The sequence below is a fragment of the Pusillimonas sp. ANT_WB101 genome, assembly GCF_008369125.1.
Classification (GTDB): Bacteria; Pseudomonadota; Gammaproteobacteria; order Burkholderiales; family Burkholderiaceae_B; genus Allopusillimonas.
The window spans coordinates 1-21515 of sequence record NZ_VOAY01000003.1; the positions used below are offsets into that span (position 1 = coordinate 1).

21 protein-coding genes and 1 other RNA gene are annotated in these 21515 nt (G+C 54.7%); 12 read left to right on the plus strand and 10 right to left on the minus strand.

The features are described 5' to 3' along the window. Positions 1-1765: 1765 nt before the first annotated feature. Entirely contained in the window at positions 1766-2239 is a 474-nt protein-coding gene (locus FQ179_RS12805; RefSeq protein ID WP_149397725.1) for an Lrp/AsnC family transcriptional regulator, read from the minus strand. Between the two features lie 156 nt (positions 2240-2395). Here FQ179_RS12805 and hppD point away from each other — a divergent pair, with 156 nt between their 5' ends. Together hppD and FQ179_RS12815 are read left to right on the plus strand one after the other, a co-directional pair. Continuing rightward, on the plus strand, positions 2396-3508 hold the full coding sequence (gene hppD, locus FQ179_RS12810) for a 4-hydroxyphenylpyruvate dioxygenase (RefSeq protein WP_149397726.1): 1113 nt from the start codon (positions 2396-2398) through the stop codon (positions 3506-3508). Between the two features lie 424 nt (positions 3509-3932). Continuing rightward, the gene (locus FQ179_RS12815; protein WP_255474985.1) at positions 3933-4892 is read left to right on the plus strand and encodes a nucleoside recognition domain-containing protein; all 960 of its coding nucleotides are present in this window, start codon (positions 3933-3935) and stop codon (positions 4890-4892) included. A gap of 18 nt (positions 4893-4910) precedes the next feature. On the opposite strand, the gene msrA is transcribed toward FQ179_RS12815, so the two are convergent. Further along, positions 4911-5438 carry a peptide-methionine (S)-S-oxide reductase MsrA gene (gene msrA / locus FQ179_RS12820; RefSeq protein WP_149397727.1) on the minus strand — a complete coding sequence of 176 codons (528 nt, stop codon included), beginning with the start codon at positions 5436-5438 and terminating at the stop codon, positions 4911-4913. Positions 5439-5586: 148 nt separating this feature from the next. Next, the gene (locus FQ179_RS12825) at positions 5587-5943 is read right to left on the minus strand and encodes a c-type cytochrome (RefSeq protein WP_149397728.1); all 357 of its coding nucleotides are present in this window, start codon (positions 5941-5943) and stop codon (positions 5587-5589) included. Positions 5944-6057: 114 nt separating this feature from the next. Here FQ179_RS12825 and lgt point away from each other — a divergent pair, with 114 nt between their 5' ends. Next, positions 6058-6855 (plus strand): prolipoprotein diacylglyceryl transferase, encoded by a 798-nt coding sequence (lgt, locus tag FQ179_RS12830; RefSeq protein WP_149397729.1) that lies wholly within the window; start codon positions 6058-6060, stop codon positions 6853-6855. Here lgt and FQ179_RS12835 read toward each other — a convergent pair. The 4 genes from FQ179_RS12835 to FQ179_RS12850 form a co-directional block, all read right to left on the minus strand. Beyond that, on the minus strand, positions 6806-7576 hold the full coding sequence (locus FQ179_RS12835) for an SIMPL domain-containing protein (protein WP_149397730.1): 771 nt from the start codon (positions 7574-7576) through the stop codon (positions 6806-6808). The two genes, lgt and FQ179_RS12835, sit on opposite strands and share 50 nt — an antisense overlap. A 410-nt stretch (positions 7577-7986) precedes the next feature. After that, positions 7987-8169: non-coding RNA, 6S RNA (gene ssrS, locus FQ179_RS12840), on the minus strand. Between the two features lie 99 nt (positions 8170-8268). Then, positions 8269-8580 carry a cell division protein ZapA gene (locus FQ179_RS12845; RefSeq protein WP_149397731.1) on the minus strand — a complete coding sequence of 104 codons (312 nt, stop codon included), beginning with the start codon at positions 8578-8580 and terminating at the stop codon, positions 8269-8271. A 3-nt stretch (positions 8581-8583) separates the two neighbouring features. Then, complete coding sequence (locus FQ179_RS12850; RefSeq protein ID WP_149397732.1) at positions 8584-8988, minus strand: hypothetical protein; 405 nt, start codon at positions 8986-8988, stop codon at positions 8584-8586. Positions 8989-9309: 321 nt separating this feature from the next. Between FQ179_RS12850 and FQ179_RS12855 the strand changes: the two genes are divergently transcribed. The 3 genes from FQ179_RS12855 to FQ179_RS12865 all read left to right on the plus strand — a co-directional run bounded on the left by FQ179_RS12855 (position 9310) and on the right by FQ179_RS12865 (position 12530). Further along, the gene (locus FQ179_RS12855; RefSeq protein WP_149397733.1) at positions 9310-9771 is read left to right on the plus strand and encodes a tripartite tricarboxylate transporter TctB family protein; all 462 of its coding nucleotides are present in this window, start codon (positions 9310-9312) and stop codon (positions 9769-9771) included. A gap of 12 nt (positions 9772-9783) precedes the next feature. Next, positions 9784-11289 (plus strand): tripartite tricarboxylate transporter permease, encoded by a 1506-nt coding sequence (locus FQ179_RS12860; RefSeq protein WP_149397734.1) that lies wholly within the window; start codon positions 9784-9786, stop codon positions 11287-11289. 338 nt (positions 11290-11627) lie between these two features. After that, positions 11628-12530, plus strand: a complete 903-nt coding sequence (locus FQ179_RS12865; protein ID WP_149397735.1) for an NAD(P)-dependent oxidoreductase — start codon at positions 11628-11630, stop codon at positions 12528-12530. A 52-nt stretch (positions 12531-12582) separates the two neighbouring features. Here FQ179_RS12865 and FQ179_RS12870 read toward each other — a convergent pair whose 3' ends face one another. From FQ179_RS12870 to FQ179_RS12880, 3 genes are read right to left on the minus strand one after another with little or no spacing between them, the layout of a single operon-like run. Next, positions 12583-14055 carry a sensor histidine kinase gene (locus tag FQ179_RS12870; protein ID WP_149397736.1) on the minus strand — a complete coding sequence of 491 codons (1473 nt, stop codon included), beginning with the start codon at positions 14053-14055 and terminating at the stop codon, positions 12583-12585. A gap of 4 nt (positions 14056-14059) precedes the next feature. Continuing rightward, on the minus strand, positions 14060-14737 hold the full coding sequence (locus tag FQ179_RS12875; RefSeq protein ID WP_149397737.1) for a response regulator: 678 nt from the start codon (positions 14735-14737) through the stop codon (positions 14060-14062). Then, on the minus strand, positions 14718-15284 hold the full coding sequence (locus tag FQ179_RS12880) for an RNA pyrophosphohydrolase (protein WP_149397738.1): 567 nt from the start codon (positions 15282-15284) through the stop codon (positions 14718-14720). The genes FQ179_RS12875 and FQ179_RS12880 overlap by 20 nt, the downstream gene beginning before the upstream one ends. A 62-nt stretch (positions 15285-15346) precedes the next feature. Here FQ179_RS12880 and FQ179_RS12885 point away from each other — a divergent pair, with 62 nt between their 5' ends. From FQ179_RS12885 to tolB, 6 genes are all read left to right on the plus strand, one after another. Further along, the gene (locus FQ179_RS12885; protein WP_149397739.1) at positions 15347-17077 is read left to right on the plus strand and encodes a proline--tRNA ligase; all 1731 of its coding nucleotides are present in this window, start codon (positions 15347-15349) and stop codon (positions 17075-17077) included. Between the two features lie 79 nt (positions 17078-17156). Then, positions 17157-17582, plus strand: a complete 426-nt coding sequence (ybgC, locus tag FQ179_RS12890; protein ID WP_304654104.1) for a tol-pal system-associated acyl-CoA thioesterase — start codon at positions 17157-17159, stop codon at positions 17580-17582. Between the two features lie 2 nt (positions 17583-17584). Next, positions 17585-18259: a protein TolQ gene (gene tolQ / locus FQ179_RS12895; protein WP_149397740.1), complete on the plus strand. Its 675-nt coding sequence runs from the start codon at positions 17585-17587 to the stop codon at positions 18257-18259. Then, entirely contained in the window at positions 18259-18765 is a 507-nt protein-coding gene (locus FQ179_RS12900) for an ExbD/TolR family protein (protein ID WP_149397741.1), read from the plus strand. The genes tolQ and FQ179_RS12900 overlap by 1 nt, the downstream gene beginning before the upstream one ends. A gap of 50 nt (positions 18766-18815) precedes the next feature. Continuing rightward, on the plus strand, positions 18816-20183 hold the full coding sequence (gene tolA, locus FQ179_RS12905) for a cell envelope integrity protein TolA (RefSeq protein WP_149397742.1): 1368 nt from the start codon (positions 18816-18818) through the stop codon (positions 20181-20183). Between the two features lie 15 nt (positions 20184-20198). Then, on the plus strand, positions 20199-21509 hold the full coding sequence (tolB, locus tag FQ179_RS12910; RefSeq protein ID WP_149397743.1) for a Tol-Pal system beta propeller repeat protein TolB: 1311 nt from the start codon (positions 20199-20201) through the stop codon (positions 21507-21509). Positions 21510-21515: the final 6 nt, after the last annotated feature.

Here is a 21515-nt window from a genome sequence, read left to right on the forward strand (position 1 = left end):
ATCGGCTGTTAAATTGTTAAAGAGCGTGTTGGCAAAGTAAACCACCCCTGCCGGTCCTACTAAAAACGACTTGATAATGCCGCCTCTGAAACCTGAACCGCTGCCCTAAAAACCGGGGCGCTGTGTTCAGCACAGAAGCGAGATTATGAAGCAGTTTTAAAAGCTTGTCAACTCGGTGTGGGCGCTGGCGAAAACCGAAGTTTTTACCGCTGCCCGCTTCGAACCGTGCCCCGGCGCTACGCACCTGCCAAACACCCTTCAAAGACCGACCTAAACAACTGCTGCAATTTCTACGCAGAGCCAAGAAGTTTAACACAAAATCTTGAACACTGCAACTCGAAGCTGCCATCACCTCACCGAGAACCTGACCCCCTGGCACCGGACTAAACGCCCTAACTGCCTAAGTGGCGGCCCTCACACTGCGGGAAAACCCTAGGTGTTTGTGCTGCGAAGAACGAGACTATAGCAAGCCGTTTTAAACCACGCAAATCGATTTACCCCAAAAACGCCCTGGACTGCCTCTGTAGATCACCTGTTTAACCACCAAGCCCATGAAAGATAAAGGGAATAAATAAATTAGAAATAAATGAAATTAATTGGGAAAAGAATGAAATTTGCGCTCAGGGCGTGGGGTTTACGGGAATATCTTGGGATTTTGAGCTTGTGTAGGATAGGTATTCGCTGGGTGTTCGCTGGGTGTTCGCTGGGTGTTCGCTGGGTATTGGCTGGGTATTGGCTGGGTATTGGCTGGGTATTGGCTAGGTATTGGCTAGGTATTGGCTAGGTATTGGCTGGGTATTGGCTAGGTATTGGCTAGGTATTGGCTAGGTATTGGCTAGGTATCGCCTGGGAATTGCCTAAGTATCGCTGGGGTTTCGTCGGGAATCAGGAGGTAGCACGCGGCAGTAACGCAGATTGTGGGAGTGTCAGAAGTTTTGTGTTTAAGCAGTTAGGTACGCACGACGCACTCACAGGGGCCTCACGGAGCGCCGAGCAGGCACTGACTGGGCATTTGCTAGGCATCCAATAAACATTACATAGCATTCACTAGGATCTTTCTGGGTTTCCTAACGATTCCAGGCGGATTTTAGCGCCTGGCAAGACGTGGAATTGTCGTATTGCATCGTGGGTAGCTCAGGGTTTCAGCCTCAGTGCTTTCTATTTAGGCTGTCAGATTTAGGAAGAGTCTCCACAGAGCCGCATGCAGCGCCTCGTATCAGCGACTACGTATAACCCCAGGCGGTTACACAGAATTATTTACACCCTCGATCGCTATGGTGCTATTCACCTTCGTAGCAACACTATGACAATGAGCACGGCGGGGCCCAGGTGTTTCTGAGCAAGCTCGGCAATTTCGTTTTATATACTCGCCATCAGCAGGATCATCGTCTGCGGTTGGCCTGTTTCTAATCTTTGATTGCTATATATAAGCGCATGAGCTGTATCTAGAGAGCTTCGCCCATACTTATACAGCTTTGCCCGTATTTATAGAACTTCGCCTGTGTCGATATAGCCTCGTCGCCATCTATAGAACTCCGGTTGAGTTTATATCGCTTCGCCCGAACCTATAAAACCCCATCTAGGCCCATATCGCCCCGGCCGCATCGACGGGGCTTCATTTGTAGCCATGGAAGCTTGCCTGTATCTATATAACTTCACTCTTATGTATAGATCAGAATAAAAGACTGTCTGCAATCCAGCGTGGAAACCATCTGAAAGTGGATGAGTCCAAGTGCGGCCTAGCCAGGGCCGAGTAGAACAAGCCTTACACGGGAAAGACTGTTGTCTGTTTTATGTGCTGCAACGCAAAACTGGATCGCATGTCGACAACAGCGGGATGCTGCATCAGCACATCCATGGCGAATGCTGAAAACTGTGTCAGGTCTTTTACCTGCACGCGCAGCAGGTAATCCATATCACCAGACAATGCACAACATTCAATCACTTCCGGCCAGCTCTGCACATCACGTGCGAAATCAGAGACGGTGCCCGGGCTACGATGGGTTTTGTTAAGCCTTATCGATACATAGGCCAGCAGCTTGAGCCCTATTTTTTCAGGATCAACCAGCGCCACATAATTTTTTATATAGCCTTCGTCTTCGAGACGTCGCACGCGCCTGAGGCAGGGGCTGGGCGAAAGTGCCACCTGCTCCGCCAGGTCTTGATTACTAAGACGTCCGTTGGCCTGCAATAGCTCAAGAATGCGCCTATCGGTTCGATCGAGTAGATCTTTTGACATAAAATTAACTCTAACATTAATTTCTAGCAATTAAATAGCGTATAGCACGCATTATCAAGCTATTTTCGCAATCGCCTGCCAGCGGGTTTTATTTAGAATTCAACTATGGGCACGCCACGTGCCGCTAATCTAAATAATCACATCTGGAGACCCACCATGAGTGTCACCTTTGAACCCTGGGACAACCCCATGGGTACGGCTGGATTCGAGTTCGTTGAATACACAGCACCTGATCCAGTCGCACTCGGCAAGGTGTTCGAAACAATGGGGTTCAAGGCCATCGCCCGACATCGAACCAAAAATGTCACGCTGTACCGCCAGGGCGGCATCAACTTTCTGATCAACGCTGAGCCCGACTCGTTCGCCCAGCGTTTTGCGCGACTTCACGGTCCATCTATCTGCGCCATCGCATTTCGTGTCAATGATGCGGCACTCGCATACAAACGCGCCATCGAATTGGGTGCGTGGGGGTTTGACTCTGGTAGCGGGCCGATGGAGTTAAATATTCCGGCCATCAAAGGCATTGGCGACTCTCTTATTTACCTGGTTGATCGCTGGCACGGTAAGCAAGAGCACGGGGGTATCGGCGACATCAGTATTTACGACGTTGACTTCGAGCCGGTTGATCCCTCTTCGGCACGGGCAGATCTAGAGCACAAGGGCGCCGGGCTGACCCTCGTTGACCACCTTACACACAATGTGCACAAGGGTCGCATGGATGAGTGGGCTGAGTTTTATGAACGCCTGTTTAATTTCCGGCAAGTTCGTTACTTTGATATTGAAGGCAAGTTGACCGGTGTGAAATCAAAGGCCATGACGTCGCCTTGCGGGCATATCAGAATCCCGATTAATGAGGAAGGCACCGAAGAAAAGGGTCAGATACAAGAGTACCTGGATCTGTATCGAGGGGAAGGTATACAGCATATCGCACTGGGCACTGATGACATTTATGGAACAGTCGAGGCGTTGCGTGCACGCGGGCTGAAGCTTCTCGATACGCCCGATACGTATTATGAGTTGCTCGACCAACGCCTGCCGGGCCATGGTGAAGATGCAGACCGTCTGCGGCACAATCGCATTTTGCTGGATGGCGCCCCCGACGGCGGGCTGTTGCTGCAAATATTTACAGAAAACCAGATTGGCCCCATTTTCTTTGAGATTATTCAGCGCAAGGGAAATGAGGGGTTTGGCGAAGGCAATTTCAAGGCGCTATTCGAGTCCATTGAGCTCGATCAGATGCGCCGTGGCGTGCTTAAGACGGTCAAGTAGCGCAACAGGTATACCTGCAATGAGCGGCTCGAGTGCCGGCAGCTCTGCGGCACTCAGGCACAGCATTTCATCGGGCCTGATTCGTATCAGTAGATTCTTACGGCGAACGACATGACTGTTCAGTAGATTTCACAAGCAAGTCAGGCTTGTGTCACACTGCAATTGGGCTGTGGCCTGTGTCTCGCGTCCTGTGTAACGTGTCCTGTGATCTGTGATCTGTGATGTAACTCATGATTCGTATCTCTTGTCTCTTGACTCTTGACTCCTAGCGTATAGCTTGGCGGCGCACAGCACTTATAATCGCCCTATTCCCATAAGAAGTGGCCCTGCAAGCTTCAGCAGGCTGTGCTTTCGGCAACAGCCCGTTATCTTCTGCACACGCACCATAACGGGTCACTACACATACATTGCTCCGGAGACAAGATTGTTGACGTATGCCCTCACCCTGCTGCGCCGCAGTTGGCGCATGTTTATTACGATCGCCCGGATCATGCTGCCTGTGATGGTGATCGTGAAAGTGGCACAAGAGTTTGGCCTGGTTGATCTGGTGGGCCGACTCATCACTCCAGCCATGGGTTTGTTGAACCTGCCTCCTGAAGCTGGGCTTATTTGGGCAACCACCGTGCTTATAGGCATGTTTGGCGGCATTGCCACGCTGAGCACGCTCGCTACATCAATAGACATGACGGTTGGGCAAATGAGTGCTCTGGGCGCCATGATGCTGTTTGCGCATAGCCTGCCAGTAGAGCAGGCTATTGTTCGACGCGCCGGGGCGAGTTTCTGGCTAACGGCAGCGCTACGCCTTGGTACGGCTATCGTTTACGGTGCGGCAGTCGGGTGGGCGTGTCATTTTACAGGCGCACTATCAGAGCCCGTCTCTTTTGCATGGCTAAGCGGCTCTTCGTTCACGCAAGGGGCCAGCGGCTATCTCGGTTGGATGCAGGCTACCGCCTACTCACTGGGCATTGCTCTGTTGATTATTATTGTGCTGGTGGCCGTACTTGACGCATTTGAACGCGTGGGCATTACGCGGCGCATTACATCAACAATTACCCCATTACTGCGTATATCAGGGCTTAGTGCGGAAGTGGCGCCAGTAACCACAGTAGGCGTATTGCTGGGTTTGTCGTATGGCGGCGCCTTGATTATCGACGAGTCTGAAAAGAAAAACTTCTCCCGACGCACGCGGTTTCTGGCGTTGTCGTGGCTGTGTTTGTCTCATTCGCTGATCGAAGACACGTTGCTGATCATGGCGCTAGGCGCAAACCTGTGGGTGGTGTTGGTCGGCCGGGTTGCCATCACGCTAGCGATTATCTCGCTGCTGGCGTGGCTGACCGACCGAGGCAACTGGCGCACGGCGGGCATCCAGACCCAGCAGAGCTAATCGATTAGACGACACACTTTACGCAGCGATGAGGCTAGCGTAGCGCTTGCGAAACTTGGCCATCTTGGGTGATATAACCACATGACAATAGCCCTGAGCAGGATTACGCGCGTAGTAATCATGGTGATATTGCTCGGCAGGCCAGAAAGGCTCTTTGCCCAGTAACCGCGTTACGACGGGCTCACTCAGATCAGCCTGTACTTCGTCTATAACTTTTTGCGCAGTGTCTTTTTGCTGTGTGGTCTGACAAAAAATTGCCGACGCATATTGCGACCCCACATCATTGCCCTGGCGATCAAGCGTCGTTGGGTCATGCGTCGCAAAAAATACCTGCAACAGGGTCTCATAGCTGATGACGGTGGGATCAAATGTTACCTGCACCAATTCGATATGCCCGGTGGTTGTCGAGCATACTTGTTCGTAGGTGGGGTTTTGAACATGCCCTCCGGCATAGCCGGGGATCACGGCGGATACGCCGCGCAATGATTTAAATACAGGTTCAAGACACCAGAAGCAACCGCCTCCGAGAATTGCTGTTTCAGACATGACGCACTCCTTTGAATTCAGGACGACAGTTGATGATGGCAACGAGAAGTACATGTACTTGAAGGTCGGCCACCCTGCCCTGCAGTGTATATACCTATTCTTAACGTAAAGCGTTGCTCTGGCCGCTTCGCCGCCCCATGGGCCGCTGTTACTGCTTGGCTTGCTTTGTATCTGGTGAAGTAAGCGACAGAACCCACGCAGCCAGCAATTGCGCGTCAGCCGCGCTTACTTGAGGCTGAGCGGGCATGGGGACTGCTCCCCAGCGCCCGCGGCTACCATTGCGTATGGTGTCGGCAAGATAGGCCTGTGCGCCTTCAGATGTAGCAAACCGCTGCGCAATGGCGGTAAACGGCGGACCAACCCGCTTTTTATCTATTTGGTGGCAAGCCAGACAGCTACTGGCCTTGGCCAGGGCCTCACCGGAAAGCTGCTGGGCCATAGAGGCTGGCACCACAACAAATAGCGCGGCAATTCCTGCCAACGCAAAAGACCAAGTTGAATACATAGTACTGCACTCGATATATTGATTGATGTTGAACCGTGGGACCTTACCCGATAAACAAAGGCCTGCCCCATATCGCGGTATTATCGACGAAATTCAAACAGGATGACACCAAGCATGCTTCAGTACCCCAATATTGACCCCATCGCCTTGCAGATAGGCCCGATTGCCGTCCACTGGTACGGCTTGATGTATCTCATTGGCTTTGCATTGGTATGGCTGCTGGGGCGATGGCGCATTAATCAGGGAAAAACTGATCTCACGCTGCGCGACCTCGAAGACATCATTTTTTACAGCGTTTTGGGTGTGGTCATCGGTGGCCGCCTCGGATACGTATTCTTTTATAAGCCAGACGAGTACCTCGCTCACCCGATTGAAATCCTTTATCTGTGGCAGGGGGGCATGTCTTTTCATGGCGGGCTTATTGGCGTTCTCGTGGTGCTGTTTCTGTTCGCCCGCAAGCGTCAAAAAACCTTTCTGGAAATTGGCGATTTCATAGCGCCTTTGATTCCCTTGGGTCTTGCTGCGGGGCGTATGGGCAACTTCATTAACGGCGAGCTCTGGGGCCGCCCCACTACCTTGCCTTGGGGCATGGTGTTTCCGCAAACCGGTGACGGTATTCCACGACACCCCTCACAGCTTTATGAAATGGGCCTGGAAGGTTTTGCATTGTTCGCCCTGCTGTGGTGGTTCGCGCGCAAACCCCGGCCAATCGGTCAGATCAGTGCCGTGTTTTTGATGGGGTATGGAACGTTCAGGTTCTTGGTGGAATTTACCCGCGCGCCGGATTATTTTCTTGGCCTGCTCGCGGGAGGGCTATCAATGGGGCAGCTGTTGTCGCTGCCCATGATTGCCATTGGCGCTGTTATTTTTTATTGGAGTGCAAAAAAATCGAGCCATGCACCGTCACCGTAATGCGCTCAGTGCCCGGCTCAAGCGGCACTGCGACCTTGCTGTCGGCAGACATAGCCATCATGCGCGGCGCTGACTCAAAGCGAACCCCCGCACCTCCGAGATCAATCTGTTTGATCGCGTAGCTTTGATAGCCGAACGCAGTAACCAAGGCTTGGGCACGATCACGAAATGCCTGCGCGGCCTGTGCTAACAGTGTGTCTTCTTGCTCCGCCCGAAGTTTGGGCGACACTGAGAATGCCAACCCATCGATAGGCATGCGATCGCTCAACTCTGAAGCAAGACGTGAAGCTTCGGCAAAGTCGTTAGATTCAAGGATAATCTCGGCGCGACCACGCCAGTCGCTGATCTTGCCGTCTTTATCGTTCATGGGCCAAACACGGTAATCGCCCGAAAACGCCTTGACCTTGGCATTGCCCTTGGCCTGTTTCATAACCTTGTCGAGTGTCTGGGTAAGCGCCTGCGCCACCGCTGCCTGTGTCGCCTCACTGACTTCTGTCGCCAAGGTAATGCGCACGGTATCGTGAGCAACTTCGCTCGCCGCCTCAGCCTGCAAGGTTGCCTGGGGCCACTTGTGATCGCGGGCATTGTCTGCCGAGGCCGCTTCTTGCGAGCCAGAAGCACTTACGTTCTGCTGCGCGCCGACTGGGGCAGCCACGGCCCAAATACTGGTGGCCAGAACAGCCGATAACACTGCATTACATTTATATCGTGACAGGTACATGTGTGGCTCCTGATCGGGATAAGAGACAGCCATTGTAGACTGCCCCTCAGCACCCGGCACGCGGATCTGCATCGGTTAGCGGCTGATTTCACGGCCAAACCGCTTGAGCGTCGCCTTGGCTTTGAGTGGCACTGCGACCCAAACGACTTAAGCGCGGCTTGGGCTTGACTGGCCCCGCCATGCCGCTGCACTTCACTGCACTGACGGTATTCAACTTGCAGATGGGCTTACTGCCTTAAGGGCGCGCTTAGGTTGAGCCCGCATCGAGAGTAGAGTGAAGAGTTACCCCCTTAGCCCTCTCACACCACTGTACGTGCGGTTCGGGCGAGTAAGGGACTTGCACCCTCTAGTGGGTGCGCCCTGCCGGGCGGACTAATGGAAAAAGCTCGTCCGAAGACGAGCTTTTTAAAAAATGCCCCGCATGTGCCGTCTAGGCCGGCACCCTGGAACCGGAGGTTCACGGTGGTCGCCTTCAGTCAAGCTTCGGGTTCGCCAATTAAGGAGAGCACTCCAGCTTGTCAATCCAGCAACCTTATGCCAAAAGACATTGGTTCAAGGTTTATAAAGCCAAGTCACGAACACTGCAGGGACAATCGGTTAGGTGCTCTGCTTTAGCAGCGCACCCAGAATTTGGTACTGTGCAGGGGATTTTAACGCAGAAGAACTACCTTGGTAGAACTACCGCAGCTGAATTACCGCTGCTGAACGGAATTTATGGAGACCTCATCAAGCGTCGCGTTCATGTCATCAATTCTACGCTTGAAATCGCCAAGTGCAACGCCCCCCAATGGGCCGTCTGGCGCACGCATGGATAAAAGCTCGACCGCAATCTGGATTGCAGCCATGACAGCAATGCGCTCATTACTCGATACTTTACCAGAACCTTTGACGCCTAGCATGCGTTGGTCAACATGGCGTACCGCAGCAAGCAAAGCATCTTTTTGCTCTGGTGGGCAGGCCAGCGAATAATCGCGGCCGAGTATGGAGACGTCGATACGTTCCATGGGTTACTCCTGAGGCGCGCCGGGCAGGCGCACAAGAATGGAATCAATCTGCGTGCGGGCTTTGTCAGCAACCTGGCGCAGCCGGGATGTGTCGGCCTGGCTGGCTTCGAGTTGGCGACGGGCCTCTTCGCAGTCAGCTTTGTACCGTGCCACCTCAGCCTGCAATTGGGCATGGCTGGCCTGGGTTTCGGCCTGCAGCGATTGAATCTGCGCCTCATGCGTGGCATTGCGCTCGGTGACGACGGAGAACTCGTCTTCACGACGCTGCAGCTGTTGGCGAAAGGCTTCGCAGTCTTGCTCCAGCGTTTTCAGACGAGTTTGCATAGCAGCCCGCTCGTCCTGCAACTGGCGAGTGAACTGCACGAGTTGCCCGATACGGGCGGCGAGAGAGTCGAGATCTTGCAACATGGGCGTTATCGTAAACCATCCAACCCTTTCATGGGTAGGGAAAAGTTAAAGCCAGACTATAACCTTTCACGCGTCTTTCCAGAACCTTTCAATTGTCTTTCAATCTGTGTACAAAAGCACACACAACACGCAGAACGTATGTAACAAGGCCAACATTTCGGGGTAAACCCTAGAGATTTACGGGGAAATCAGGGTATCCACAGCGTAAACCGTCCTTTACCATTTCTCACCTTTTTGGGGTGTTTCCAACTTGCTTGCCTGTTCAGGCGAGAAAAATTAGAACCAGCCCCTTTTATCTGCTGTGAGGGAGAAATCATCAACATGCGGCTCAAAAATCGACAGAACTTCTGGTCAGGAATCATGTTCGTCGTCATAGGCGCTGGATTCGCGTTGGGCGCGACCAGCTACTCCATGGGAACAGCAGCCCGCATGGGGCCAGGATACTTTCCATTCTGGCTGGGAGTAATTCTCGCGCTGCTGGGCGCCATCGTAGCCATAAGCGCGCTGTCTGAGAAGGCAGAAGAAACCGAACTGGAACACTTTGACTGGAAGATTGCCATTGTCATCATCGGCTCGGTAGCGCTCAGTGGTGTTCTGCTCAATTACCTTGGCGTGTACATCACCGTATTTCTTCTGGTCGTGCTCAGCAGTTTTGCCAGCCACGAATTCAGCTGGAAGGTTGCCATCCTGACGGGACTGTTCCTCGTTCTGTTCGTATGGCTGGCCTTTATTAAAGGCCTGGGTCTGATCTTCCCGCTCTGGCCCACCTTTTTAGGCAATTGAGGAGCATCGACAATGGAATTATTCGAACATCTTGCGCTGGGCTTCTCTGTTGCACTCACAGCACAAAACATCGCTTACTGCCTTCTGGGCTGCCTGCTGGGCACCCTGATTGGCGTGCTGCCCGGCATTGGGCCTGTGCCCACGATTGCGATGCTGCTGCCTATTACCTATGTACTGCCGCCCGTGGCGGGGCTGATCATGCTGGCGGGTATTTATTACGGTGCCCAGTACGGTGGATCAACGACGGCTATTCTGGTGGCTCTTCCGGGTGAAACATCTGCCGTGGTGACGGTGCTCGACGGGCACCAGATGGCGCGTAATGGTCGTGCCGGTGCGGCACTTGCCATTGCCGCCCTCGGTTCTTTCTTTGCCGGTTGTTTTGCCACAGTGCTGCTTGCCGGCTTCGCTCCTCCTCTTGCCGAGGTCGCCTTCAAGTTTGGGCCGGCGGAGTATTTTTCGCTTATGGTGCTGGGTCTGATCGGCGCGGTGGTGTTGGCGTCGGGCTCACTGCCTAAAGCTGTCTGCATGATCCTGCTTGGTCTGTTGCTGGGCATGGTCGGCACCGACGTAAACTCGGGCGTTGCACGTTACGACTTTGGCATCCCCGAGTTGCAGGATGGCATCGACTTTGCTGCAGTTGCCATGGGTGTGTTTGGTTTTGCTGAAATCATGAGCAATCTAGAACTACGTGATCAGCGCGTCGATATCACTGACAAAGTAGGTTCACTGTATCCAAACAAGCAGGAGTTCAAAGAGGCCTGGCCTGCTTGCGTGCGTGGCACGGCTTTGGGTTCGTGCCTGGGTATTTTGCCGGGTGGTGGCGCGGTGCTTTCTTCGTTTGCGTCGTACACGCTTGAAAAGAAAATATCCAAAAACCCCGAGCGCTTCGGTAAAGGCCATCCTGCAGGTTTGGCCGGCCCCGAGTCAGCCAACAATGCGGCCGCACAGACGTCATTTATTCCTTTGCTGACGCTCGGTATTCCGGGTAACGCTGTCACGGCGCTGATGATCGGTGCGATGATGATTCACAACATCCAGCCTGGCCCACAGGTGATGACTAGTCATCCCGACTTATTCTGGGGCCTGATTGTATCGATGTGGGTGGGCAACCTGATGCTGGTCATTTTGAACCTGCCGCTGGTAGGGTTGTGGGTCAAGTTACTGCGCGTTCCATACCGCATCCTGTTTCCAGCCATTCTCGTATTTTGCACGATTGGTGTGTATTCGCTGAACTACAACGTATTCGACATTTGGATGACTGCCGCGTTTGGCCTCATTGGCTATATCTGGGCCAAGCTCAAATGCGAAGGTGCGCCGTTGCTGCTGGGGCTGGTTCTGGGCCCCATGATGGAAGAAAACTTTCGGCGGGCACTGTTGCTGGCTCGCGGTGATTACACCACGTTTGTCACCCGCCCCCTGTCCATGTCGCTGCTGATTGCAGCGCTGGTGTTGGTGGTTATCGTGGCCCTGCCGTCCATACGCAAGAAACGCAAAGAAACCTTTGTAGAGGAAGAATAACGGTCGTTGGTCAAGAGGCGATAAAAGGCCGCTGAGCCAGAACCACACCCCACGGATTGGACACCCGTCCGATCTGTGGGGGAAGAGGGCTCAATCTTCTGGAAACGAAGTTAAGAGAGAACGTTTAATTTCGCAGGGCTTCAAACTGATTTGGGCCGATCTAACCCAAAGGGGAATGAAGCCTTTTTTCATTGTTGTTGGAGAAGTGACGACGAGCGTGAAGGGCCTGGCAACAACGGCAAAACACATGAGCGAATCGTGTGCTGATGAAGACGCGAGCACATGGGTTAATCTATTACGGCATGCCATAAACCCTGTTTTCAACGGAGTCCAAACCTATGTCTTCCATCAGTGCCAGAAGTTATGAGCCACAAAGCACGACACGCGTCGCATTTCTTGGTCTGGGTGTCATGGGCCTGCCCATGGCAGGTCATTTAGCCGCTGCAGGCCATGAGGTAACGGTCTACAACCGCACATTCAGCAAAGCTGAAGCCTGGGCCAGTGAGTTTGGCGGCAAAGCTGCGCGTACGCCACGCGAGGCAGCTCAAGGCGCTGCCATAGTGTTTTGCTGCGTGGGCAACGACGACGATTTGCGCAGCGTTGTCCTGGGCGAAGACGGCGCCTTGGCTGGTATGCAGCCGGGTACTATTTTTGTAGACCACACAACAGCATCCGCCGAAGTGGCGCGCGAGCTATACCAGCAGGCAAAGGCCAAAGGCATTGGCTTTGTCGATGCTCCTGTATCCGGGGGCCAGGGGGGCGCCGTTAACGGCAAACTCACCGTCATGTGTGGAGGCGAGCAAGCGCATTTTGACGCCATCCGACCGTTGGCGTTGAACTTCGCCCAGGCAGTCACATTGCTGGGCGAATCGGGCGCCGGGCAGCTATGCAAAATGGTCAACCAGATATGCATTGCCGGACTGGTTCAGGGCCTGTCAGAAGCCATTGCCTTCGGCGAAGCCGCCAAGCTCGACATGAAGCAGGTGTTGGCGGTCATCAGCAAAGGGGCGGCCCAAAGCTGGCAAATGGAAAACCGTGGCACAACCATGGTCGAGGGAAAATTTGATCATGGTTTTGCCGTCGACTGGATGCGCAAAGACCTGGGCCTGGTGCTCGACGAAGCAAAACGCAATGGCGCACGGGTACCTGTTACCGCCTTGGTGGATCAGTTTTATGCGGATGTACAGAACATGGGCGGCAGGCGCTGGGACACGTCCAGCCTAATCAAGCGCCTGCGCTAGTAAGGTTTGGCCAGCCAAAGCAGACAGAAACTGGCTAGCCGTGTAGTGCTTTTTACGCTTGCCAGAGCGGCAGCCACAATATGGCACACAGGCCGCAACCGCCATCAGACGAGGCGTCACCGTCACGCAGTTCTATGGTGCCGCGGTTGCGCTCGGCATAGGCCAGGGCAATGGCAAGCCCTAACCCTGATCCTTCGCCGCGATCGGTGGCACTGCCACGGTTAAAACGGGCAAATACGCTATCGCGCAAAGAGCGGTCAAGGCCTACACCGTTATCACGTACGCTGACCCAGGCTCGCCCCCCTTCCACTCCGGCAGACACCGTAATAGAGCTGGCAGTGCCAGCATGGTTAATGGCGTTGTGCACCAGGTTGGCAATAGCTTCATGCAACTCGGCCTCGCTTCCCAGTATGAGTACGGTGGCTGGGCTTTCACTGCTGTCTGCCCAGCCAAGGTCTTGGTTCTTTTCACGCGCAAGTGGCAAATACTGCAGCACAATATCGCGCGCCAGTGCATTCAAATCAACCTTGCCCTGCGGGGCTGCGATTTTGCCGCTGGCATGCGCCAGTGACAACAGTTGCTCTGTGAGACGTGAGGTTTGCCCAAGCTGGCGCACAATTGCATCGAGGCTCTCGCGCACCTGCAGAATATCCGGCTCGCGTCGGGCGTACTGTGCCTGCGTCAACATAATAGCCAGCGGTGTACGCAACTGATGTGAGGCATCTGCCAGAAACTGCGCCTCTTTATCAAGCACCTGTCGATACAACCCAATATGATGGTTCACGGCCGTAACCAGTGGCACGATCTCACGTGGCACCTCGTCGATTTCAAGCGGCATCAGGTTCTCGACTTCACGCGCCCTTATCTCGCGGCGTAAACGCCCCAACGGCTGCAAGGCCCATTCAACACTGAACCAGACCAGTAGCACGGCCACGATTAGCATGCGCGCGTCACGAAACAACCCCTGACGCCATGCCTCTTGTTGCGTAGCTAGCCGCAGGCTGAGGCTCTCGCCTACCAGCACAAGAATTTGCCTGTGCCCGCCGTCGTAATGCAGATCACGCCAGAGGCCGACCATGCGTACTTCGTCGTTGCGATACATACCGTTGTAGTAAACCGGCACACCCTCTTTCTGCGGCAAGGCGTCAGGCTTGGGCAGCCCCTCCATGCCGAGCAAGGTCTTGTTTTCGAGGCCAAGTGCTGAAATACCACCTAGCTTTGGCACGGGCGGATAGATTTCTTCAACCCTAAAATATTTTCGATTGCCCGCCTTTGACTCAAGCATGACCTGAGCATAAAAAGGAGGATCGATGCGCAGCGTGCCATCAGAATTAAACTCAATACTGGTTTCGAGCACCTTGGCTGGCTCAAGCAACGCAGTGTCGTACACCTCTCGGGTAAGCCTGCTGACCACCTGGTAGTCGCTCCAGCTGTCGACGAGCAATAAAATTATGGTGCCAGGGATAAGCAGCACCAGTAACCAGAAATGCATGCTGCCGCGCGGCTGACGGGTGTGCCAGGCCATAGCGCTAGTGGCTACCGTTTATGCTCTCGAGCATGTAGCCCAGACCACGTACGGTGACAATATGCACATCGCTGCCAGCAAGTTTTTTTCGCAGTCGGTGCAGCACAACCTCGATCGCATCAAGGTTTGTCTCACTGTCGTGATCAAAAACGCGTATGAATAACTGGTTTTTTTCAACAGGCGCCCCGCTGCGCGTAATAAGTACCGCTAATGCGGCATGTTCACGCGGCGTAAGATGCAGCAGAACGCTATCCAGCATAAAGGCGCGGCTGTCGCTGTCATAGAGCAGAGACCCACACTGTACACGCTGAGCCTGGCGTCCGCGGCTGCGCCTGACCAGTGCGGCGACCCGAGCTTCGAGCTCTTCAAGTGCAAATGGCTTGGTAAGAAAGTCGTCAGCGCCCAGGTTGAGGCCACGCACCCTATCTTGCAATGCCCCCTGTGCGGTAAGAATCAACACCGGCGTGATGTCGCCACGATTACGCATCTCGCGCAACAAGACCAGCCCGTGTTTGTCGGGCAGGCGCAAGTCCATGATGACAGCATCGTAGTCATTGATCGCAAGCAGACGCTCAGCTGAAGCGGCGTCTGGCGCATGCTCGGGCAAAAACCCGCTTTGCGCCAGCGCACGCTCAAGCCAAGCAGCCATTTCGCGTTCATCTTCAACTAATAGTACGCGCATGCCCTTTTCCGTTAGACTGCCCAAGCGCACGGTGGTTGTGAACGCGCTGACGCAGATAACGCGAATCGTGGCCACGTTTGAACAACACCATGGAAAGCTCGTTGAGCGCCAGGGTGTAGACCTCACGTTTGAACTCGATGACAGCATCAAGCGGAACCCAGTACGGGCTCCAGCGCCAGGCATCGAACTCGGGCTTGTCGGTTGCACGCAAGCTGACGTCACAGTCGCGACCAAGCATACGCAGCAAAAACCATATCTGTTTTTGCCCTTTGTAGTGCCCACGCGAATCACGTCGGATAAAGTTGTTCGGCACGCTATACCGCAGCCAATCGCGGGTCCGGCCTAATATTCGGACGTGTTCGGGCAGCAACCCCACTTCCTCGTGAAGCTCTCGGTACATGGCCTGTACTGGACTTTCGCCGTACTTGATGCCCCCTTGGGGGAATTGCCATGCATGCTCCCGGATACGTTTGCCCCAAAAAACCTCGTTCTTTTGATTTACGAGGATAATGCCGACATTAGGACGGTAGCCTTCACGGTCTAACATAGGCCACCTCAAATCGAATTTACAATTATCATTGATTATACGTATCCGCAGAGATCCTCACCATGTATGCAAGCAAGTACCACATAAACACCCTGAAAGAAGCCCCCTCCGAAGCCGAAGTTGTGAGCCACCAGCTTATGACTCGCGCCGGTATGATCCGCAAGGCCGCGGGCGGCATTTACACCTATATGCCTCTGGGCCTGCGGGTAATCCAAAAAATTGAAGCCATTGTGCGCGACGAGATGAATCGTGCTGGCGCCATAGAATTGCTGATGCCGGTGGTTCAGCCCGCCGAGCTCTGGGTCGAATCGGGTCGATGGGAACAATATGGCCCTGAACTGCTACGCATCAAAGACAGGCATCAGCGCGACTTTGTATTGCAGCCCACCTCTGAAGAGGTCATTACCGATATCGCCCGCAATGAAATTCACAGCTGGCGGCAACTGCCCCTGAACTTCTATCACATTCAGACCAAGTTTCGCGACGAACGCCGACCGCGCTTCGGCCTGATGCGGGGCCGCGAATTTACCATGAAGGATGCTTATTCATTTGACCGTGACGAAGCTTCAGCCCAAGCCAGCTACGACGCCATGTACGACGCCTATATGCGTATTTTTACGCGCATGGGTCTTGAGTTCAGAGCCGTGGCAGCTGACACGGGATCAATTGGCGGCTCGCGCAGCCATGAGTTTCAGGTTATTGCCGATACCGGTGAAGACCTCATCGTATTCAACCCGCAATCGCAATACGCGGCCAACATTGAGCTGGCAGAAGCGCCGTGCCTGGTGGCCACACGCGGGCAGGCAAACGAAACGCTGAACAAAACAGCCACCCCCAATGCGCCCAAATGCGAGCTGGTGGCAGAGCAGCTTCAGCGCCCGCTCACCGACACCGTAAAGTCGGTAGTACTGGCCACTGAAAACGCTGAAGACAAGGCAGTGGTAAAAATCTGGCTGTTGCTGGTGCGTGGTGACCATGACCTGAACGACATCAAAGTGGCCAAACTGCCTGGTCTGGAAGGCTTTCGTCTGGCCAGTGAGGCCGAGATACTCGACACCTTCGGCTGCGTGCCAGGTTATCTGGGGCCTATTAACCCCCTCAAACCCGTTACTGTCATCGCTGACCGCACGGTCGCCAACATGAGCGACTTCATCTGTGGCGCCAACGAAGAGGGCTATCACTATACGGGAGTCAATTGGGGCCGCGACCTGCCTGAGCCTCAGGTTGCCGACCTGCGCAACGTGCGGGCGGGTGACCCTGACCCTAACGGTGGGACATTGGCCATACAACGCGGTATTGAGGTGGGGCATGTGTTCTTCCTGGGCGATAAATACTCCCGGGCGCTCACTGCCACATTTCTCGAAACCGACGGCAAACCCGCCATGCTGCAGATGGGTTGCTATGGCATAGGAATCAGCCGTATTGCCGCTGCCGCCATTGAACAACACCACGATGCAAAAGGTATTGTCTGGCCTCGCGCACTCGCTCCTTATGAGGTGGTAATTTGCCCAATGGGCTGGAATAAAAGTGAAACAGTCCGCAACACAGCCGTCGAGATCTATGAGGCTCTGCGAGGCCACGGCATCGATGTTATTCTCGACGACCGCGATACTCGACCGGGCATCATGTTCGCCGACTGGGAGCTCATCGGTGTGCCATTGCGCATAACCGTGGGCGACCGGGGCCTGAAAGATGGCATTGTCGAAGTGCAACCACGCCGCGCCGAGGCCGCCGACAAGGTTGCGGTGTCGAGCGCAGTCGCGCACGTGCTTCAGCAGCTAGAGTCACTTTAATTAACCGCCAGCGTCGGCTGGTCCGGCCTTCTGCTTACCGAAGGCCGGAAAGATGATGACACACCACTTAACGAAAGTCATGACAAGTGAAACACTCGATACGCCCCACCAGATAGATATTCGCGTATATTACGAAGACACCGACACGGGCGGCGTTGTGTACTATGCCAACTATCTTAAGTTCTTTGAGCGTGCCAGAACCGAATGGCTGCGTCGCCTCGGGGTAAATCAGTCAGAACTTGCCACAAGGGAAAATCTCATATTTGTTGTCAAGGACGTCGAGCTAAACTATCGCAAGCCGGCCAGGCTAGATGATTTGCTCAGAATTAACAGCACTGTCACACGCCTTGGCGCTGCCTCGATGCGTTTCTGGCAAACTGCCATGCGCGACGGGCAACTTTTGTGTGAAAGCAGCATCCAGGTATGCTGCATTGATGGTCGCAGTTACCGCCCTGCGCCCTTTACTCCCGAACTCAAAAACCTATTGGAAAAGGCCAAGAACTAACCATGCAAGCCCCTAGCGACCTATCGTTGCTCTCACTGCTGACAGATGCCAGCATCCCCGTCCAGATCGTCATGCTGGTGCTGCTGGCGATCTCCGTTTTGTCCTGGACATACATCTTCAGCAAGCACATGGCCCTCAAACGCGCCAATGAGCAAACCCGCCGTTTTGAAGACGATTTCTGGGCCGGTGGCGACCTGTCGGTATTGCAACAGGCGGTCAGTACCCGCCGGGCCGAGCACGGTGCGCTGGCACGTGTTTTTGATGCGGGCATGACCGAGTTTTTAAAGGCACGGCGCAACGCCAGCGCCCCCGACGCCATACTTGACGGACCTCGTCGCGCCATGCGGGCAGCCTACCAACGCGAAATGGACAGCCTTGAGTCACGCCTTAACTTCCTGGCCACGGCGGGCTCCGTCAGCCCGTATATCGGCCTGCTCGGCACTGTGTGGGGCATTATGCACGCCTTCATCGGTCTGTCTTCAATGCAGCAAGCTACGCTGTCCGCTGTCGCTCCAGGCATTGCCGAGGCGCTCATCGCGACCGCCATTGGTCTTTTTGCGGCCATTCCTGCGGTCATTGCGTACAACCGCTATACCAACGAAATAGACCGGTTAGCCATACGTTTTGACAGCTTCGTCGACGAATTTCTCAACATTCTTCAACGTCAGGTGCGTTAATGTCACTGCGCAGCAGCCTGCGGCGCGAGCGCCGCTTGAAAAATGAAATCAACGTCGTGCCATATATCGACGTTATGTTAGTGCTGCTGGTTATTTTCATGGTCACGGCCCCCATGATCACGCCAGGTCTGATCGAATTGCCTACCGTGGGGCAAGCATCCGAAGTCCAGGCACAGCCTGTCGAGGTTCAGCTCGACCATAACGGTGATATTTCGCTGCGTGTTCGTGACGCGGGCGCAGAGTTCGAACCCATCAGCCCCGATCGCCTCGTTATTGAAGTCCGTTCACGCATGACGGCCGACACGCCTGTTGTCATTGCCGCAGACGGTCGGGTGCCTTATGAAACAGTTATGAAGGTTATGGATCAACTGCGTACCAGTGGCATCAGCAGGTTAGGCCTGTTGGTTGATCAAAGCGGCGCCGGCGAAGCGGTTTCGACGAGTCCTGACCGCAGCACCACCGCTGGCGCATCTGCCCGGCAAAATGCCGGCACCAATAAGAACTAATCTGACTGCCAGTAGGTGTCGCCCGTAATGCAGCCAGGCTTAAAGACCGAATGAAGCACATAAAGAAAACAGAAGGCACACACTACAGAACTCCGGAGCAGCGGGAAGAGCGCCGGGCGCTGGGCTATGCGTTCGGCATCCATGCGCTGCTCATTGTGTTTATGTTGGTTGGCTTTGTTTCAGCGCCAAAAACACCCAACCCGGTGCAGGTTGAATTATGGGCCGATGGTGTCGCGCCCAACGCCTCGGAGCCCGAAACTGACCCGCAGGCTGACAAGGCAGAAGCGCCGCCCCAGCCACAAGCCGAGCCTGAACCTGCTCCTGAGCCTGAGGCTAAGCCAGAACCAGAACCAGAACCTGAGCCAGAACCCGAGCCGCAGCCTGCGCCGCAGCCCGAACCACAGCCCCAGCCAGAACCAGAGCCACCACCTCCCGCTGTGCAGCCAGACGTCGCAAAGCCGGCACCCGAGATAGATCCTGATATCGCGCTTGAAAAAGCACGCAAAGAACGCGAACAGCAAGAACGCGCTGCGGCGGAAAAGGCGGCAGTAGAAAAGGCGGCTGCTGAGAAAGCTGCAGCCGAGAAGGCGGCCAAGGAAAAAGCTGCGGTCGAGAAGGCGGCAGCTGAAAAGGCAGCCGCCGAGAAAGCCGCTGCTGAGAAAGCGGCCAAGGAAAAAGCAGCCAAGGAAAAAGCCGCTGCTGAAATGGCAGCCGCCGAGAAAGCGGCTGCCGAAAAGGCCGCTAAAGACGAAGCTGCCAAGGAAAAGGCCGCCGCTGAAAAGGCTGCTGCAGATAAGGCCGCTGCCGAGAAAGCAGCCAAAGACAAGGCCGCCAAGGAAAAAGCTGCCGCCGAGAAGGCCGCTGCAGACAAGGCTGCTGCCGAGAAAGCAGCCAAGGACAAGGCTGCCAAGGAAAAAGCCGCCGCTGAAAAGGCCGCTGCAGACAAGGCCGCCAAAGAGGCCGCTGAGAAAAAGGCGGCTGCTGAAAAGGCGGAGAAAGAAGCCGCTGCCAAAAAAGCTGCCGCAGACAAAGCCGCAGCAGCCAAACGTGCCGCGCTACGCGAGGCTATGCGCGGCGACGTGCTTGGCGCAGCTGGCATGCCGGGCGGATCTGCCGATCGCAACCAAGCTGGTGGTGGCGGCGGGGATGGCGGGTACGCATCCAAGGTAAGGTCATGCGTACGCCGAGGGGTTATCTATAACGTGCCGCCTCAGCGCGGATCTCGTAACCCAACAGTACAATACACTGTCCAGCTCAATCCGGATGGTACGCCGAACAATGTAAGCATACGGGGGTCAGGTGACGCACGCTTTGACGAGGCTGTCCGCAAGGGCATCCTGGGTTGCTCGCCTTTCCCCAAACCACCATCAGGCAAGTACCCGTCGTCCATCACGGGTGACTACCGCATGTACGACTAACAGGAGATAGTAGATATGACAGCTGTCACTCCAGTAAAACTCGCTGCGCTAACGCGCGACTGGCGCACATGGGCAAGTGGGCTTCTCGTGGTTATGGCGGGTGCCGCCGTAACGCCGGCCCACGCCCAACTGCGCGTTGACATTTCAGGCGTAGGCGCCACGCAATACCCCATTGCCATTGCCGATTTCGCAGGTGACGCCAAAGGCGATGCAGTTGCCGAAGTTATTCGTGCCGACCTCACCCGCTCGGGCCAGTTTCAACTTGTCAATGCGACAGGCGCTAATCTGGACGTAAACAGCTCTATTGATTACGACCAGTGGCGTAACCGCGGTGCTGACTACCTTGCCTATGGGTCTATCACCCAGTCGGGGGGGCAGTACAGCGTCAGCTACAAACTGGTCGACTCACAGGGCAGGCAACAGATGGACGGTGTTGCATTTTCGGGCACCGAGAAAGAGCTGCGTCGGGTATCGCACCAGATTGCTGACCGCATCTATGAAAAGATCACCGGTGTTCGTGGTGTTTTCTCCACACGTATTGCCTATGTGTTGCAAACAGGCAACACATACGAGTTACAGATTGCTGATGCCGATGGCCAAAATCCACAGGTCATGTTGCGTTCAAAACAGTCAATTATTTCACCTTCGTGGTCACCTGACGGCAAGCGTTTGGCGTACGTAAGTTTCGAGCTAAACAAGCCTGTCGTATACGTACAAACCCTTGCATCGGGCCAGCGGGTGCCGCTCGCCAACTTCAAAGGCAATAACAGCGCGCCTAGCTGGGCACCGAACGGCCAACAACTAGCATTGGTGCTATCTCGCGACGGTATCTCACAAATCTATACCATCAGTGCTGACGGCTCGGGGCTGCGTCGTGTCATGCGGTCTCCACTCATCGACACCGAACCCCAATTCACCCCTGATGGGGGGTCGCTCATTTTCACCAGTGACCGAGGTGGCAACCCACAAATTTACAAAGTGCCGCTTAGCGGTGGAAACGCCCAACGTATAACGTTCAACGGGAGTTACAATATTTCACCGGCCATATCGCCAGACGGTAACAAGCTGGTGTACGTTACAAAAAGAGATGGCGCTTTCCGTATCGCATTACAGGATATGGCTTCAGGATCCGAACAGCTACTTACTAACGGACCCGATGACCAGTCACCCAGTTTTGCGCCCAACGGCATGCAGATCCTCTATAGTTCAGTTCAGGGCGGCCGCAGCGTTTTGGCCGTTACCTCTGTCGATGGCCGGGTGCGTCAAACGCTCTCGGCGCTAAACGGGAAAGTACGTGAACCGACCTGGGGGCCATTTACAAATTAGTTTTTA